The sequence below is a fragment of the Streptomyces sp. RerS4 genome (genome assembly GCF_023515955.1).
Classification (GTDB): domain Bacteria; phylum Actinomycetota; class Actinomycetes; order Streptomycetales; family Streptomycetaceae; genus Streptomyces.
This window is the reverse complement of the sequence record NZ_CP097322.1, coordinates 2,887,834-2,903,712: the sequence shown is the minus strand read 5'-3', so window position 1 is coordinate 2,903,712 and position 15,879 is coordinate 2,887,834. Positions and strand designations below refer to the sequence as shown.

Below are 15,879 nucleotides of genomic sequence, written 5' to 3'. Positions count from 1 at the left end.
AGGCCGCGCGGTTCAAGGCCACAGCCCCGCCGCCAGCGGGGCCGGCGTCGGTTCCGGGACGGTGGACGGGGCCGCGGGGGCCGGGTGGCGGTCCTCCAGCGGGACGATCGCCGGGACCGGCGTGGACTGGCCCAGGAAGACCCGCCGCACGACCCGCTCGGCGGCGTGGCCGTCGTCGCAGGTGCAGAACCGCCGGCGGAACGCGGCCCGCAGCTGGGCCGAGCGCGAGCCCCGCCAGTGGCCCGACGCGAAGATGTCGACCAACTCGTCCTCGGTCCGGGCGATCGCGCCGGGCGGGCAGGCCCGCAGGTCGAAGTAGGTGCCGCGGGCCGCCTCGTACGCCTCCCAGTCGTCGGCGTGGATCACGATCGGGCGGTCGAGGGCGGCGTAGTCGAACATCAGGGACGAGTAGTCGGTGACGAGCGCGTCCGAGGCGAGGCACAGCTCCTCGATCGACGGGTACGCCGAGACGTCGATCAGGCGCGGGTGCGCGTCCGCCGGGGCGTGGTCGCCGCCCGCGTACGTCAGGTGGGTGCGGGTCAGCAGCACGAAGCGCGGGCCCAGGTCGCGCAGGACGCGCTCGAAGTCCAGGTGTTCGGGCATGCTGCGCCGGTAGTCGCGGTGCGTGGGGGCGTACAGGATCGCGGTGGTGCCCTGCGTGATGCCCAGGCGTTCGCGCAGCTCCAGGACGTCGGAGCGGGTGGCCCGGTGGAAGACGTCGTTGCGCGGGTAGCCGTATTCGAGGGTGGTGTACGAGGCGGGGACGGCCTTCTCCCAGACGAGGGTGGAGTGCCGGTTGGCGGAGAGCAGGTAGTCCCACTGGTCGGCGCCGCGCAGCAGCCCCGCGAAGTCCGCGGTCGGGGTGGCCGCCGGCCGGTCCTGGAGGTCGAGGCCGACCCGCTTGAGCGGGGTGCCGTGCTGGGTCTGGAGCAGGACCTGGCCCGGCCGCTTGACGAGGGCACGGTCGAAGTTGACGTTCGTGGTGAGGTAGGTGGCGCGGGCCAGGGCCGTCCAGTACGCGGCCGTCCCCGGGCGCAGCGTCGTGGTACCGGTCGGCACGCCGGCCGCGTGCTCGGGCTCGCAGATCCAGGCGGTGCGCATGCGCGGGGCCAGCTCCCGCAGCTTCGCCTCGATGGCCGCCGGGTTGCAGGCGTAGCCGCCGTGCCAGTACGCGGAGAACACGGCCAGTTCGGGGCGCAGCGGCAGCATCCGCTGGATCCGGTAGTGCAGGCGCAGGGCGCTCTCGCGCAGGCCCCGCCCCAGGACGCGGGCCCCGCCGGCCGTCGCGAGGCCCGCCGAGCGCAGCCGCGACAGCACCCGGTAGGTGCGCCGGGCGCCCAGGCGCATCAGGGTCTGGCGCAGCCGGTCGGTGCGCGTCAGGGACAGCGGCAGGGCGTCGGCGCCGACGCCGGGGGTGCGGTGGCGGCGCAGCAGGGCCGAGGCCCGCGCGAAGAACTCGGCGCGGCAGGCGCGCGGGAGGCGGCGCGGGTCGGCGTAGACGGCGCAGAAGTGCTCGGCCATCCGACGCTGCAGGGCGGGCCGCCAGCGCTCCAGTTCGGGGCGGGCGGCGAGGAAGCCGAAGACGCGCTCGTACTGGTCGAAGATGTCGAGGTGGCGGCGGCCGGCGGTGGTCAGGATCGAACCGGTGCGGCGCTGGCGGTAGTGGACGCAGACCCGGTCGAGGACGGCCACGGACTCGGCGGCGAGCAGCGCCGGATAGGTCCAGGGGGTGTCCTCGTAGAGGCCGGGCGGGAACGCGAGGCCCTCGCGCTCGACGTACTCGCGGCGGTACGCCTTGTTCCACGCGACCATCAGCATGCCGAGCAGGGCCGGGCGGTCGGCGAGGCGGAAGCTGGCGGGGCCGTCCTCGCGCAGGCGGTGGGCGAGGCGGTTGCGGATCCGTTCTCCGGTCCAGAAGGTGCGGGCGTAGTCGTAGACGAGGACGTCGGGGGAGCCGGTCGCCTTGAGGCGGTCGGTGATGGCCTGGAGGGCGCCGGGGGCGAGGGTGTCGTCGCCGTCGAGGAAGATCAGGTAGTCGCCGGTGGCCCGCGCCACACCCGCGTTGCGGGCCGGGCCCAGGCCGAGGTTGTGCGCCAGGTGGACGGCGGTGACCCGGGAGTCGCGCGCCGCGCACTCGTCGATGATCGCGCCGCACGCGTCCGGGGAGGCGTCGTCGACCGCGATCAGTTCCAGGTCCGGATACGACTGGGAGAGGACGGAATCCAGACTCTCCTGGAGGTACGCCTGAACCTTGTACGCGGGCACGATGACGCTGAACCGGGGCACGGCACATCCAGGGGTCGGCGCGGGCATATTGCCCAGGAACCACGCGCGCGGCGATCGGGTTACGCTCCGTGTGGCATTCGGGTTACGGAGCGTCAACGCGGCATGTCAATGCCGTGATCATCGCGGAGTTGAGGTCCGCTCCCCGCGCCGGCCGCCCGGGAGCCGTCACTTGACCGCGCCGGCCATCACCCCCGTGACGAACTGCCGTTGGAAGGCGAAGAAGACGACGAGCGGCACGACCATCGACAGGAACGCGCCGGGCGCCAGGACGTCGATGTTGTTCCCGAACTGCCGTACCTGCTGCTGGAGGGCGACCGTGACGGGCGGGTTCGCCGAGTCGGCGAAGACCAGCGCCACCAACATGTCGTTCCACACCCACAGGAACTGGAAGATGCCGAGCGAGGCGATCGCCGGACCGCCGAGCGGCAGCACCACCCGGGCGAACAGCCGCAGCTCGCCCGCGCCGTCCAGGCGCGCCGCCTCCAGCAGCTCGCGCGGGATCTCCGCGAAGAAGTTGCGCAGCAGGAACACCGCGAAGGGCAGCCCGAAGGCGGTGTGGAAGAGCACCACACCGGCCGTGGTCTCGAACAGGCCGATGCTGCCGAAGAGTTCGGACACCGGGATCAACGCCACCTGGACGGGGACCACCAACAGCCCGACCACCACCAGGAACAGCCAGTCCCGGCCGGGGAACTCCAGCCAGGCGAAGGCGTATCCGGCGAACGAGCCCAGGACGATCACCAGCAGCGTCGCCGGGACGGCGATCGCCACCGTGCTCAGCAGCGAGCCGGTGATGGTGTCGTTCTCCAGCAGCCGCGCGTAGTTCGAGGCGGTCAGGCGCGCCGGCTCGGCGAGCACCTGCCACCAGCCGCCCTTGCCCAGGTCGGTGGGGGAGAGGAAGGAGGAGATCAACAGGCCCAGGGTGGGCAGCAGCCAGAACAGCGCCGCCACCACCAGGAAGACCCGCAGGGCGCCGCCGGCCGCCACGGCGGCGAGGCGACTGGAGCGGGTCGCTTCACTTCGGGGCGCTTCGCTTCGGGACGCGCCGTCGTGGGCCGGGCTCATCGGGAGGCCTCCTTGCGCATCCTGCGGATGTTCACCAGCATCACCGGCACCACCAGCACCAGGAGCAACACGGCGATGGCGCTGCCGAGCCCCGGATCGGCGTCCGTCCCGAACGAGGTCCGGTACAGCTGGAGCGCGAGCACGTTCGCGTCGTCCTGGACCGCGCCCGGTGCGATCACGAAGACCAGGTCGAAGATCTTCATCACGTTGATCACGAGGGTGATCAGCACCACCGCCAGGACCGGCGCCAACAGCGGTACGGTGATCCGCCGGAACACCTGCCACTCGTTCGCCCCGTCCACCCGCGCCGCCTCCAGCAGCTCACGCGGTACGGCGGCCAGCCCGGCCCCGATCAGCACCATCGCGAAACCGGCCCACATCCACACGTACGCCCCGATCACCGCCGGCGTCACCAGCGTCGGGCCCAGCCACTCCACCCCCGCGTACGCCTCCCGGAAGTTCGCCGCCGGCAGCCGCAACAGCGCCCCGTCGGCCGCCGCGGGCAGGGTGAAGGTGCCGTCCGGGCGGGCCGTCGTCGACGCCACCACCCGTCCGTCCTTGACCGCCTCGACCCGGATCCCGGACAGCCCCGACTCCGTCGGGTCGACCACGTTCGTCGCGCCGCCCCCGCCCCGGGTGAAGTCCTGCCAGACGGTGCCGGTCACCTTCCCCGGCGCCGCCTCGGCGTTGCTCGCCGTACGGGTCCCCTCGGGCAGCGCCTCCGGTGCCACCCCGACCAGCGGGAGCAGCGCCGGTACGCCCGCCCGTACGGGATCGCGCGTCACGAAGGCGCCGCCGGCGGCCGGCTGGAGCGGGGAGTCCCGGCCCGGCCGGGCCTTGGGGAAGGCCGAGGAGGACGCGAACGTGTCGTGCACCCCGACCCAGACCGCGTTGGCCACACCCCGGTCGGGGTCGTGGTCGTAGACGAGCCGGAAGATGATGCCCGCCGCCAGCATCGAGATCGCCATCGGCATGAACACCAGCAGCTTGAACGCCGTGCCCCAGCGCACCCGTTCGGTCAGCACCGCGAAGATCAGGCCGAGGGCGGTCGCCGTGACCGGCGCGAGCACCACCCACACCGCCGTGTTCTTCAGCGCGGTCCGGATCGTCGTATCGGTCAGGATCTCCCGGTAGTTGCCCGCGCCGACGAAGGTGTCGCCGGAGCGGTCGAAGAGGCTGCGGTAGAGGGAGTAGCCGATGGGATGGACGACGAGCGCCCCCAGCAGCACCAGCGCCGGCAGCAGGAACGCCGCCGCTATGAGCCGGCGGCGGCCGGCGGCGGCCCGCCGTCCGTCCCGCCGTCCGTCCCGCCGTCCGTCCCCGTGGTTCCGGTGGCCCGCCACGGTCAGTTCCCGTAGGCCTTGGACGCGTCCGCCTCCAGCCTCGCCTGGATCCCCGCCACGTCCGACGGGTTCGCCAGGAAGTCCTGGAGCGCCTTCCACTCGCCCGCGCCCGGCGTCCCGCCGAAGGCGGCCGGAGCCTGGTCCGACAGGTCGAAGCGGAAGTCGTCGCCCGCCGCGATCAGCGCCTTCGCGATGTCCCGCTGGATCGCGTTCGGGTACGCGCTCGGGTCCACCGCCTTGTTCGGGGAGACGAACCCGCCCTCACGGGCCTGGATCTCCGCCGCGTCCGGCGACGCCAGGAACGTCAGCAGCGCCTGCGCGCCCTTCGACGGCTTCAGCGCGACCGCCATGTCACCGCCCGAGACCACCGGCGCCTTCGCACCGACCGCCGGGAAGGGGAACACCAGCGCGTCCTCACCCACCTTCGCCTCCGTCTGCGCGATGTTCACCGCCACGAAGTCGCCCTCGAAGACCATCGCCGACGCCGGCCGGTCGCCGCCGGTGAACGTCTGCGTCACCGACTTCGGGAACTCCGTCGCCAGCGCCCCGCTCTTCCCGCCCGCCAGGAAGTCCTCGCGGCCGAACAGCTCGCCGAGCGTCGTCAGCGCCTGCTTGACGCTGTCGTCCGTCCACTTGATCTCGTGCTTGGCCAACTGGTCGTACTTCTGCGGGCCCGCCTGCGAGAGGTAGACGTTCTCGAACCAGTCGGTGAGGGTCCAGCCGTCCGCGCCGGCCACCGACACCGCCGGGGTGCCCGAGGCGGACAGCGTGTCGGCCGCCGTGATCAGTTCCTTCCAGGTCTTCGGCGGCTTCACGCCCGCCGCCTCGAAGGCCTTCGCGTTGTACCAGATCAGCGATTTGTTGGCGGCCTTGTAGTAGACGCCGTACTGGGTGCCGTCGACTGCGCCCAGCTTCTTCCAGCCGTCGCTGTAGTTCGCGTCGAGCTGCGCCCGCGCCTCCGGGCCCAGCGGCTGTGCCCACTTGTTCTTCACCGCCGAGACCAGCGCACCGACCTGCGGCAGCAGCGCCACGTCCGGCGGCTGACCGCCCGCGATCTTGGTACCGAGGAAGGTGACGATCGGGTCCTGCGCCGGTACGAAGGTCACGCTCGCGCCCGTGCGCTTCTCGAACTCCTTCAGCACCTTGACGAAGTTGGCCTGCTCGGGCCCCGTCCAGACCGCCGCGACCTCCAGCTTCTCGCCGGTCAGCTTCGGTAACGTCACCCGGGGCGCGGACGAACGGCCCGCGTCGGCCGACGGGTCCTGCGGCCCGGCGTTCCCGTCTCCTCCTCCGCCGCCGCACGCGGACAGGGTGAGGGCGCCCGCGACGGCCAGCGCCGCCCACCCGATGTTCGTCCGGCTCTTTCCGTGCTCGCGCATGGCTGTGCCCCCGATGCCCGTGGTGTGTCCCGGACCACAAGGTCTACGCCGACCCGCGCACCCCCGCAATAGCGCCTCGCGGGGGTCTCGTGGAGGTACGGCCGGCTTTCAGGGGGCCGGCGGGAACGGCACCGGCACGGCCGAGACCAGGTGCGAGGCCCGGTCCAGGGCGCTGGCCAGCAACGCCAGGTCGGTCGGACCGTTGCCCAGCTCGCGCACCGGGCGCCGGGCCGGCGGATCACCCATGCGGTCCCACTCCACCGGCACCACGGTCGGCCTCAAGGTCGCCGTCCGGGGGATCCGGCCGGTGACCCGGCCCGCCTGGAAGGGGACCGTCCGCCCGTCGGCGTACCGCAACACGCCGCGGCCCGGGGCCGGCTGGTCGGGGGCGTCGAGCTCCACCCGCAGCGTCGCCAGCCGCGCCGGTTCCGTCTCCGCCGTACGGTCCGGGCGGGCGCTGGCGGTGATCAGGTGCACCCCGAGCCGGGCACCCTCACGGGCCACGCCCTCCAGGATGCGCACCACCGAACCGGCGGCCGGCCGGCCCGTACTGCCCAGGCCCGGGGCGACCAGCGCGTCGAAGTCGTCCACCAGCACCACCAGTCGGGGCAGCGGGCTCGGCCCCGGCGCCGGATCCGTACGCGGCGCCGCCGCGCGCAGCCGCAGGGTGCCGGTGCGCGGGGAGTCCAGGTCGCCGCGCAGCTCGCCGGGGCTCGGCGGGCGCGGGGAGACCATCCGGTCCGACAGCTCCCGGCGGGCGTGCCACTGCGCGAACGGGGTCCCGTCCAGCAGCTCGTGGCGGCGCTTCAGCTCCGCGCCGAGGGCCTGCGCGAACTCCCGCATGCGCAGCGGGTCCGAGGCCACGAGGTGCGCCGACACGTGCGGGAGGTCCGTACACGGGGCCAGGCCCTCGCCGCGCCCGCCGCCGGCGCCGTCCAGCAGGAGCAGACCCAGGCGGTCGGGGCGGGCCGCCGCCGACAGTGAGGCGGCCAGCGAGCGCAGCAGCTCGGTGCGACCGCTGCCGGCGGGACCCTCCACGTGCAGGTGCGGGCCGTCGTGGACCAGCTCGGCGGCGACGGGGCCGCGCAGGCCGCTGCCGAACACCACCTCGGCGAGTCCCCCGACGCCCTGGCCCTCGTCGGTGGCGGCGGCCCAGCGGGCCATGAGGGAGGCCGGGGTGGCCCGCGCCAGGCCCAGTTCGTCCAGGAGCCGCGAGGTCGCGGGCAGGCTCGCCGCCGCCGCCGGTAGCCGGCCGCCTCGGGGGCCGTGCCGTCCGCGCGCAGCGGGGCCAGGGCGCGGGCGAACCGCTCCGCCCAGGCGGCGGAGACCGCGTCCGCGACGGCCGTCGTACCCGGCTGGACGGGCATGCCGCCGCCGACCGCGAAGGTGCGTACGGCAGTGGCGACGTCCCCGCTCAGCAGGGCGGCCATGCCGCAGTCCCGGAAGGCGGGACTGGCCGCGCAGGCGCTGTCGTACGTGGCGGGGACCGGGGAGGTGGGGCCGGCCGGCGGGGCCTCGGCGAGGACCAGGACGTGGACCCCGGCGACCGCGCCGTGCGAGGCGAGCCGGCCGGCGACCTCGCGCAGGGAACCCGCGCCCGGGTCGCCGTCCACGACGAGGAGCGTGCGCGGACCGTCGTAGGCGTACGCGGCCTCGCGCAGCGCCGCCGGATCGGCGGCGGCCCAGTGCGGGCCGAGCGGGCCCTCGTCCAGGCGACGGGTCAACTCGCCGAGGCGGGCGGCCGCCTGCTCGCGGTCGTAGGCGAGCAGCAGCCGGCAGTCCTGGCCGTGCGCGGGCCGTACGTGGGGCAGCCAGCCCAGCCAGCCCCAGTCGCGGCGGCGTTCCTGCACGGGCAGGGCGCGGTCGCAGGCCAGCAGGACGATCTCCAGCTGCCCGGGGGCGTGCAGGGCGGCGAGCTGGGCGATCACCGAGCGGGCCACGCCGGTCAGTCGGGGCCGGGGCCCGCAGATCCCGAGCGAGCCCGCGTCGCGCAACGCGACCCGGCTGCCCGCGCCGAGCCCCACCTCCAGGAACCCGCCGCGGCCGGGGCGGCGCGACCACAGCCGGTCCGTCGGGCCGAGCGCGGCCAGCAGCAGCGTCGCCGGGTCGTCGGCGGCGGGGACGGCGGTGGCGGGGCCTCGGGCTCCGCCGGGGCGGCGTCGCCCTCCTCGTCCCCGCGCACCAGCTTGCGGGCCCACGCGCCGATGCCCAGGCGGCGGCGAGGGGCCTGTGGCGGGGCTCGTACGAGGGGCGTGCGCGGCGGAGTCCGCGCCCGCGCTGGTCGGCCCGCCGGGGTGCGCGCCCGCGCCCGGGGCGTCGGGGCGGCGCTCGCCGGCGTACGCGGCGCCTCCGGCGCGGGGCGGCCGGCGCGGGGTCGGGAGCGGAGGCTTCGGGCGGCTGCGGGAGGTTCAGGTGCCCCTCCAGGTCCGGGACCACCGCCAGCGGCGCCCGCGCGGGGCCGGGCGCCAGCCGCAGCGTGGACTCGCCGATCCGCAGCAGCGCCCCGGGCGTCAGCGGGACGGCCCGCACTCCGACGGGGACGCCGTCCAGCGTCGTGCCGTTCGTGGAGCCCAGGTCGGCCACCGCCACCCGGCCGTCCGCCTGGACGGTGACGGCGCAGTGCAGCCGCGACACGTCGGGGTCGTCCAGCGGCACGTCCGCGTCCGCCGAGCGGCCGACGCGTACGGCCCCGGGGTGCAGCAGGTGCACCCCGCCCGCGTCGGGACCGGCCACCACGTGCAGCTGCGGGGCCGGCTCCGGTTCGTCCTCGGGCAGGACGCCGGCCTCGGCCTCCGCCGCCGGGGCGTTCAGGGCCAGGACGGCCCCGTCCACGAGCGGGGGCTCGCCCAGCACCGTGCGCTGGGCGTCGAGGCGGCGCGTGCCCGCGTACAGCACCACCGTGCCGCCGGTGTCGGGACCGCCGACGGTGGCCGCGAGCCCCGAGGCCACGGCGGCCAGGGCGGTGCCGGCGGGCGCGGTGACGAGTACGTCACAGCGGGCCGGGGCGGTGGCGGCGTGGTGGCCGCCGCGTGGCCCAAGGACGGTCAGCCGGATCTGCATCGCCGTCAGCGGTCCCTTCTGCGCGGAGCGCAGTGCGCGGTGCGTGCGCCCGGCAGGGGGAACGGCGGGACACGCCGACCCGATCACCCCCACCCGGCGCGGACGCGTCGTCCGGTCAGGTCTCTGCCGGAAGGCCGGGCTCCCGCCCCGGCGTTCCGTACGGGTGCATCCTCGCACCTGTCGCCCGCAACACGCCCGACACCCACCGATAAATGATCTTGCTTGACGGTGGTGTCCCGAGCGAGCCGTGTCACCGGCCTGCGGACTGCGGAATCGAGCCTCACAGGTCGGGCGGCGCGCCGGGCGGAAAACGAGCGAAAGGGCCCCCGGCATACCCCGCGAAACTCACCCTTCGTACATATGTACGGCAACCAACCTCTGCGGGCCCGCGTCTTCCCCGGGGACACCCCCTAGAGTTGGGGCCGAAACCCAACGCAGCGAAAAACCGGAAAAGACGACAGCAGGGGAGCGCGAGACGTGCGGCCAGTCGGCAGCAAGTACCTGCTCGAGGAGCCGCTCGGACGCGGCGCCACGGGCACTGTCTGGCGTGCCCGCCAGCGGGAGACCGCCGGCGCGGAGGCAGCCGTCGCCGGGCAGCCCGGCGAGACCGTGGCCATCAAGGTCCTCAAGGAGGAGCTGGCCCAGGACCCGGACATCGTCATGCGCTTCCTGCGCGAGCGGTCCGTCCTGCTGCGGCTGACCCACCCCAACATCGTCCGCACCCGCGACCTCGTCGTCGAGGGCGACCTGCTGGCCCTGGTCATGGACCTGGTCGACGGCCCGGACCTGCACAAGTACATCCGCGAGAACGGCCCCTTCAGCCCCGTCGCCGCGAGCCTGCTCACCGCGCAGATCGCCGACGCGCTCGCCGCGAGCCACGCCGACGGCGTCGTCCACCGCGACCTGAAGCCGGCCAACGTGCTGCTCGACGAGAGCCACGGCCAGATGAAGCCGATGCTCACCGACTTCGGCATCGCGCGCCTGGCCGACTCCCCGGGCCTGACCCGCACGCACGAGTTCGTCGGCACCCCCGCCTACGTGGCCCCCGAATCCGCCGAGGGCCGCCCGCAGACCTCCGCCGTCGACATCTACGGCGCCGGCATCCTCCTCTACGAGCTGGTCACCGGCCGCCCGCCGTTCGCCGGCGGCACCGCGCTCGAAGTGCTCCACCGCCACCTCAGCGAGGAGCCGCAGCGCCCCTCCACCGTGCCCGAGCCGCTGTGGATCGTCATCGAGCGCTGCCTGCGCAAGGAGCCCGACGAGCGCCCCAGCGCCGAGAACCTGGCGCGCGGGCTGCGCGTGGTCGCCGCCGGCATCAAGGTGCACTCCTCGCCCGACGAGGTCGAGGCCGCGCTCGGCGTCGGCGCCCTGCTCGGCCCCGACCCCTCGCCCGCGCCGGTGCCCACGACCCCGCCGGGCCCCTTCGCGTCGAGCCCGCAGCCGCAGGACGCGTACGACCCGAACGCCATGACCAGCGTGCTCCCGCCCATCGGCGGGGCCGACGCGACCACCGTGCTGCCGGCCACCGGCGCGCCCGGGGCGCCCGACCCGACCTCGGTCATGCCGCCGGTGCAGCAGCCCGACGCCCCGCACCCGTGGCAGTCGCAGATGGCGGCCGCCCGGGACCGCAACGAGCAGACGCAGATGCACTACCTCGACCCGAGCGAGGACCCGCTGCGCCGCCGCCCGCAGCGCCAGGCGCCCCCGCCGCCGCAGCACCGGCCGCGTCCCCCGCAGCACCAGCAGCAGCACCAGCCGCCGCCGCAGCAGCACCAGCCGCCGCGCCCGCAGCAGCAGTACCAGCAGCCTCCGCAGCCGCAGTACCAGCAGCCGCAGCCGCCGCCCCAGCCGTACGCGCCGCCGCAGCACTACCAGCCGCAGCCGCCACCCCAGCAGTACCAGCCGCAGCCCCCGCAGCAGCAGCCTCAGCCGCAGCGACCGCCCCGGCAGCAGCAGCCCCCGCGCGAGCCGCGTCCGCCGCGCGAGCCGCGCCGGCGCAGCGCCAACCCGGTCCGGATCCCGGGCCTCGGCTGCCTCAAGGGCTGCCTCGTCATGATCGTCCTGCTGTTCGTGGCGGGCTGGCTCGTCTGGGAGCTGACCCCGCTCCAGGAGTGGATCGGCACCGGCAGGGGCTGGTGGGACCAGGTGTGGACCTGGGGTACCCAGGCCGCCGACTTCATCGGCTCCATCGGCGACTCGACCGGCACCGGCACTCCCTGACGCGGCGCCGGCACTCCCTGAAGCGGCCGACGGGGCTCTGTGAGGGCCCCAACACGCCCTCGTAGCGCCGACTTCGTGGATTTGTCGACATCCAGGACGTGATTTCGCCCGCAGAAGTGAAGGTCGCCGCGATCCGGAGCGCGTGTCCCCCACTCGGCCGCGTAGCTTGGGTGCGTACGCCAGCCGCTGAGGGAGCAGTCGTGGCACGGAAGATCGGCAGCCGGTACACCGCGCACCAGATCCTGGGGCGTGGCAGCGCGGGAACGGTGTGGCTGGGCGAGGGGCCGGACGGGCCCGTCGCCGTCAAACTGCTGCGCGAGGACCTCGCCTCCGACCAGGAACTGGTCGGACGCTTCGTCCAGGAGCGCAGCGCGCTCCTCGGCCTGGAGCATCCGCACATCGTCACCGTCCGCGACCTGGTGGTGGACGGCAACGACCTCGCCCTGGTCATGGACCTGGTGCGCGGTACGGACCTGCGCACGCGCCTCGACCGTGAGCGGCGGCTCGCCCCCGAGGCGGCCGTGGCCATCGTCGCGGACGTCGCCGACGCGCTGGCCGCCGCGCACGCGGCCGGCGTCGTCCACCGCGACGTCAAGCCGGAGAACGTCCTGCTCGACATGCAGGGTCCGCTGGGTCCGGGCGGGGCCCACCCGGCGCTGCTGACCGACTTCGGCGTGGCCAAGCTCATCGACTCGCCGCGCCGGGCCGCCGGGGCGCCGGGCGCGCGGGCCACCGCGCCGACGACCCGCATCATCGGGACGCCGGACTACCTGGCCCCGGAGATAGTGGAGGGCCTGCCGCCGCGGGCGGCCGTCGACATATACGCCCTGGCCACGGTGCTCTACGAACTGCTGGCCGGCTTCACCCCGTTCGGCGGGGGCCACCCCGGCGCGGTCCTGCGCCGGCACGTGACGGAGACCGTCGTCCCGCTGCCCGGGATCCCCGACGAGCTGTGGCAGCTGATGGTGCAGTGCCTGGCCAAGGCGCCGGCCTCGCGGCTGCGCGCCTCGGAGCTGTCGGTCCGGCTGCGCGACCTGTTGCCGATGCTGGCCGGGATGCCGCCGCTGGACGTGGACGAACCGGACGACGCGGAACCGGAGCCGGAGGGCGAGCGGGAGCCCGCCGGCGCCGGCGCGACCGACCCGGTGCGCCGGCGCGGGGTGGTCCCGCTCGTGCCGGGGTCGGCGACCGACTCCAACCGGGACACCCACACCTCGATCCGGGTGCCGGGACCGGACGAACTGGCGGGCGGGGCCCTGGGCACCGCCCGCGTGCCGCGTCCCGCGGGCGGTCACCGCCCCGGCTCCGCCCGGCACCGGGCGGAGGCGGCGCGCAAGCGCAGGCTGGTGCTGTCCGCCTCGGCGGTGGCGCTGGCCGCCGCGGTCGGGGTCGGCAGCTGGATCGCCGTGTCGGGCGACGAGAGCGCCCCGCCCCGGGACAGCGAGCACTCCCGCCCCGTCACGCCGTAGCCGACGGGGCGGGGGGGCGATGCCCCTCACGCCCCGGTCAGGTTCCCAGCAGCTCCGGGTGCCAGCGGCGGGCCACCGCCGGGTGGGCGCGTACCCAGCCCTTCAGCTCGTTGCGGCCGTACTCCGCGTGCAGCGGGTTCGCGCTGTCCTGCGCGATGCCCGGCGCCGCGCTGAGGTAGGCGCCGGGGACGGTGTCCACCACGGCGTCGAGGCGCGGGTTGTAGAAGAACGGCACCGAGAACCGCTCGACCGCCCCGGGCGGGCTGACCACCCGGTGGTCGGTGGCCGTCAGGTAGCCCTGCGTCGCGATCTCCAGCAGCTCGCCCAGGTTGACCACGAAGGCACCCGGCATTGGCGGAATGTCGACGTAACCGCCGTCGCGGACGACCTGGAGGCCACCCACCGAGTCCTGGAGGAGCAGGGTCAGGAAGCCGTAGTCCTTGTGCGCGCCGACGCCCTGATCGGCGCCGGAAGGGGCGGAGCCGGGGTAGCGGATCAGCTTCGTGTGCAGGTGGGGGCGGTCGGCGAAGGCCGCGTCGAAGAAGTCCGCGGGGGCGCCGATCGAGGCCAGCAGCTCCCGCAGCAGCCGGTGGGCCACCGTCGCCAGCCGGTTCTGCCACCCCAGGACGACCTCCCGCAGCTCCGGCAGGGCCTGCGGCCACTGGTTGGGACCCTCCAGCCACAGGTACGCCGGGTCGTCCGGGCCCACGTGCGGAGCCGGCCGCTCCGCGCCGACGTCGAGCTGGTCGCGCCAGTCGGAGGCGCCGCCCGTCAGCTCGTGGCCGATGCGGGTGTAGCCCCGGAAGTGCGGGGAGTTCAGATTGCTCACGGCCAGCCGGTCGGCCTCCGGGAGCGCGAAGAAAGCCCTGGTCAGCTCCAGTATCCGGGCGGTTTCCGCAGCGGTGATCCCGTGCCCCGTGAGGTAGAGGAAGCCCGTGTCCCGGGCGGCCGCGTGCAGCTGCCGCAGGAAGTCGGCCCGCTCGGCGGGGTCGTCGGCCCGGGAGAGGTCGATCACGGCCAGCGAGGCGACGGCCTGGGCGGCGGAGGAGGCAGCGGTGGAGGCAGGGGCGGAGGCGGAGGCGGAGGTGGAAGAAGGGTGCGCGGACGGCATGACGGCTCCGTTTCGGATGTCACGGGGTCCTGTGCCCCGGGGATGTGGGGGCAGGCGGGTGGAGCGTGCCGCCGGCGGGGATGGCGCCGGGGCGGCGTGGCCGCGTACAGGACCGAAGTCGGATCGGGGTGGATCAGGCTTGTGCGGGGTCCGTCGGCAGACAGCTCGTCGTGGTGACACGCATGTGATCCACATGGCGACGCTTCACGAGTAGGACAGTCATATGGTGAGCGTACGCCTGTGCGGATGCGTGCCCATACAAGGTTGACGGAGCCTGGCCGGAGAGTGCCGTCCGCGGACCGGCTACGCTGGACCCGTGGCAGTTGTCGATGTATCCGAAGAGCTGAAGTCCCTCTCCTCGACCATGGGGTCGATCGAGGCCGTCCTGGACCTCGACAAGCTGAGGGCAGATATCGCCGTGCTCGAGGAGCAGGCCGCCGCGCCGTCCCTGTGGGACGACCCGGAAGCCGCCCAGAAGATCACGAGCAAGCTTTCGCACCTCCAGGCCGAGGTCCGCAAGACCGAGACCCTGCGTGGCCGCATCGACGACCTCGCGGTGCTGTTCGAGCTCGCCCAGGAAATGGACGACGCGGACACGCTCGCCGAGGCGGAGGCGGAGCTGACCTCCGTGCGCAAGGCGCTGGACGAGATGGAGGTCCGCACCCTGCTCTCCGGCGAGTACGCCGAGCGCGAAGCCCTCGTCAACATCCGCGCCGAGGCCGGCGGCGTCGACGCCTCCGACTTCGCCGAGCGCCTCCAGCGCATGTACCTGCGCTGGGCCGAGCGGCACGGCTACCCCACCGAGATCTACGAGACCTCGTACGCGGAAGAGGCCGGCATCAAGTCGACCACCTTCGTCGTCAAGGCCCCGTACGCCTACGGCACCCTCTCCGTCGAGCAGGGCACGCACCGCCTGGTGCGCATCTCCCCCTTCGACAACCAGGGCCGCCGTCAGACCTCCTTCGCGGGCGTCGAGGTGCTCCCGGTCGTCGAGACCAGCGACCACGTCGAGATCGACGAGTCCGAACTGCGCGTCGACGTGTACCGCGCCTCCGGCCCCGGCGGCCAGGGCGTCAACACGACCGACTCGGCGGTGCGCATCACGCACATCCCGACCGGCATCGTGGTCTCCTGCCAGAACGAGCGTTCCCAGATCCAGAACAAGGCCAGCGCGATGAACGTGCTCCAGGCCAAGCTGCTGGAGCGGCGCCGCCAGGAGGAGCAGGCCAGGATGGACGCCCTCAAGGACGGCGGCAGCTCCTGGGGCAACCAGATGCGCTCCTACGTCCTGCACCCGTACCAGATGGTCAAGGACCTGCGGACGGAGTTCGAGGTCGGCAACCCGCAGGCGGTCCTCGACGGCGAGATCGACGGCTTCCTGGAGGCCGGCATCCGCTGGCGCAAGCAGCAGGAGCAGACCGCGTAAGGCGGACCGCACCGGAACACGGGGGAAGGGCCCGGACACTCTCAGGTGTCCGGGCCCTTCCTCCTTCTGTGTGATCCGTCTGTGTGATCTGTCTGTGTGATCCATCCGATCGGGACGTGGCGCGCTACGCGGTCCGGGCCACCAGCGCCAGGGCTGCCACCAGCGCCACCAGAAGCGCGACGAGCGTCACCGGATTCAGACCGGCGAAGGGGCCCTCCTGCTGGAGGCGCTCCCGGTTCGCCCGGCACACAGGGCAGCGGCCCTGACTCACAGGTGCGGCGCAGTTCGCGCACACGAGCCGGTCATATGTCATGCGCTCCTCCTCTCGTCCCCTTGCGACCAACGACTGCCGTGCGTCAATCGTGCGTCAATGACGACGGTCCACCCACTCAACGGCGTCGGCACCGGGTCCGTTCCCCTACCACTGTGCCGGCTCCGGCGACATTCGGCGCGCCCCGTCCGGGCACACGCGATCCCACCCGAAGGCACCCGAGGATAAAACGGGCGATGTGCGAATGCC

General features: G+C 74.0%; 9 protein-coding genes and 1 pseudogene. 3 read left to right on the top strand and 7 right to left on the bottom strand.

Features of this window, described 5'->3' with window-relative positions; all coding sequences use genetic code 11:
• Positions 1 to 12: 12 nt before the first annotated feature.
• The 5 genes and pseudogenes from M4D82_RS13345 to M4D82_RS34055 form a co-directional block, all read right to left on the bottom strand.
• Entirely contained in the window at positions 13 to 2,286 is a 2,274-nt protein-coding gene (locus M4D82_RS13345) for a bifunctional glycosyltransferase/CDP-glycerol:glycerophosphate glycerophosphotransferase (protein WP_249766260.1), read from the bottom strand.
• A 165-nt stretch (positions 2,287 to 2,451) separates the two neighbouring features.
• A complete protein-coding gene (locus tag M4D82_RS13340) occupies positions 2,452 to 3,351 on the bottom strand; it encodes a carbohydrate ABC transporter permease (RefSeq protein WP_249766259.1) in 900 nt (299 codons plus the stop codon).
• The gene (locus tag M4D82_RS13335; RefSeq protein ID WP_249771757.1) at positions 3,348 to 4,610 is read right to left on the bottom strand and encodes a carbohydrate ABC transporter permease; all 1,263 of its coding nucleotides are present in this window, start codon (positions 4,608 to 4,610) and stop codon (positions 3,348 to 3,350) included. The genes M4D82_RS13340 and M4D82_RS13335 overlap by 4 nt, the downstream gene beginning before the upstream one ends.
• 86 nt (positions 4,611 to 4,696) lie before the next feature.
• Positions 4,697 to 6,073, bottom strand: a complete 1,377-nt coding sequence (locus M4D82_RS13330; protein WP_249766258.1) for an ABC transporter substrate-binding protein — start codon at positions 6,071 to 6,073, stop codon at positions 4,697 to 4,699.
• A 108-nt stretch (positions 6,074 to 6,181) separates the two neighbouring features.
• Positions 6,182 to 9,133 (bottom strand): annotated as a pseudogene (locus M4D82_RS34055) (FHA domain-containing protein).
• 477 nt (positions 9,134 to 9,610) lie between these two features.
• Between M4D82_RS34055 and M4D82_RS13315 the strand changes: the two are divergent.
• A complete protein-coding gene (locus M4D82_RS13315; protein WP_249766257.1) occupies positions 9,611 to 11,353 on the top strand; it encodes a serine/threonine-protein kinase in 1,743 nt (580 codons plus the stop codon).
• 200 nt (positions 11,354 to 11,553) lie between these two features.
• Positions 11,554 to 12,822, top strand: coding sequence for a serine/threonine-protein kinase (locus M4D82_RS13310; RefSeq protein WP_249766256.1), 1,269 nt, complete (start codon positions 11,554 to 11,556; stop codon positions 12,820 to 12,822).
• Positions 12,823 to 12,859: 37 nt separating this feature from the next.
• Here M4D82_RS13310 and M4D82_RS13305 read toward each other — a convergent pair whose 3' ends face one another.
• Complete coding sequence (locus M4D82_RS13305) at positions 12,860 to 13,933, bottom strand: isopenicillin N synthase family dioxygenase (RefSeq protein ID WP_249766255.1); 1,074 nt, start codon at positions 13,931 to 13,933, stop codon at positions 12,860 to 12,862.
• A 316-nt stretch (positions 13,934 to 14,249) separates the two neighbouring features.
• Between M4D82_RS13305 and prfB the strand changes: the two genes are divergently transcribed.
• The gene (prfB, locus tag M4D82_RS13300; protein ID WP_249766254.1) at positions 14,250 to 15,359 is read left to right on the top strand and encodes a peptide chain release factor 2; all 1,110 of its coding nucleotides are present in this window, start codon (positions 14,250 to 14,252) and stop codon (positions 15,357 to 15,359) included.
• Between the two features lie 124 nt (positions 15,360 to 15,483).
• Here prfB and M4D82_RS13295 read toward each other — a convergent pair whose 3' ends face one another.
• Positions 15,484 to 15,672 (bottom strand): hypothetical protein, encoded by a 189-nt coding sequence (locus M4D82_RS13295; RefSeq protein ID WP_249766253.1) that lies wholly within the window; start codon positions 15,670 to 15,672, stop codon positions 15,484 to 15,486.
• Positions 15,673 to 15,879 lie beyond the last annotated feature (207 nt).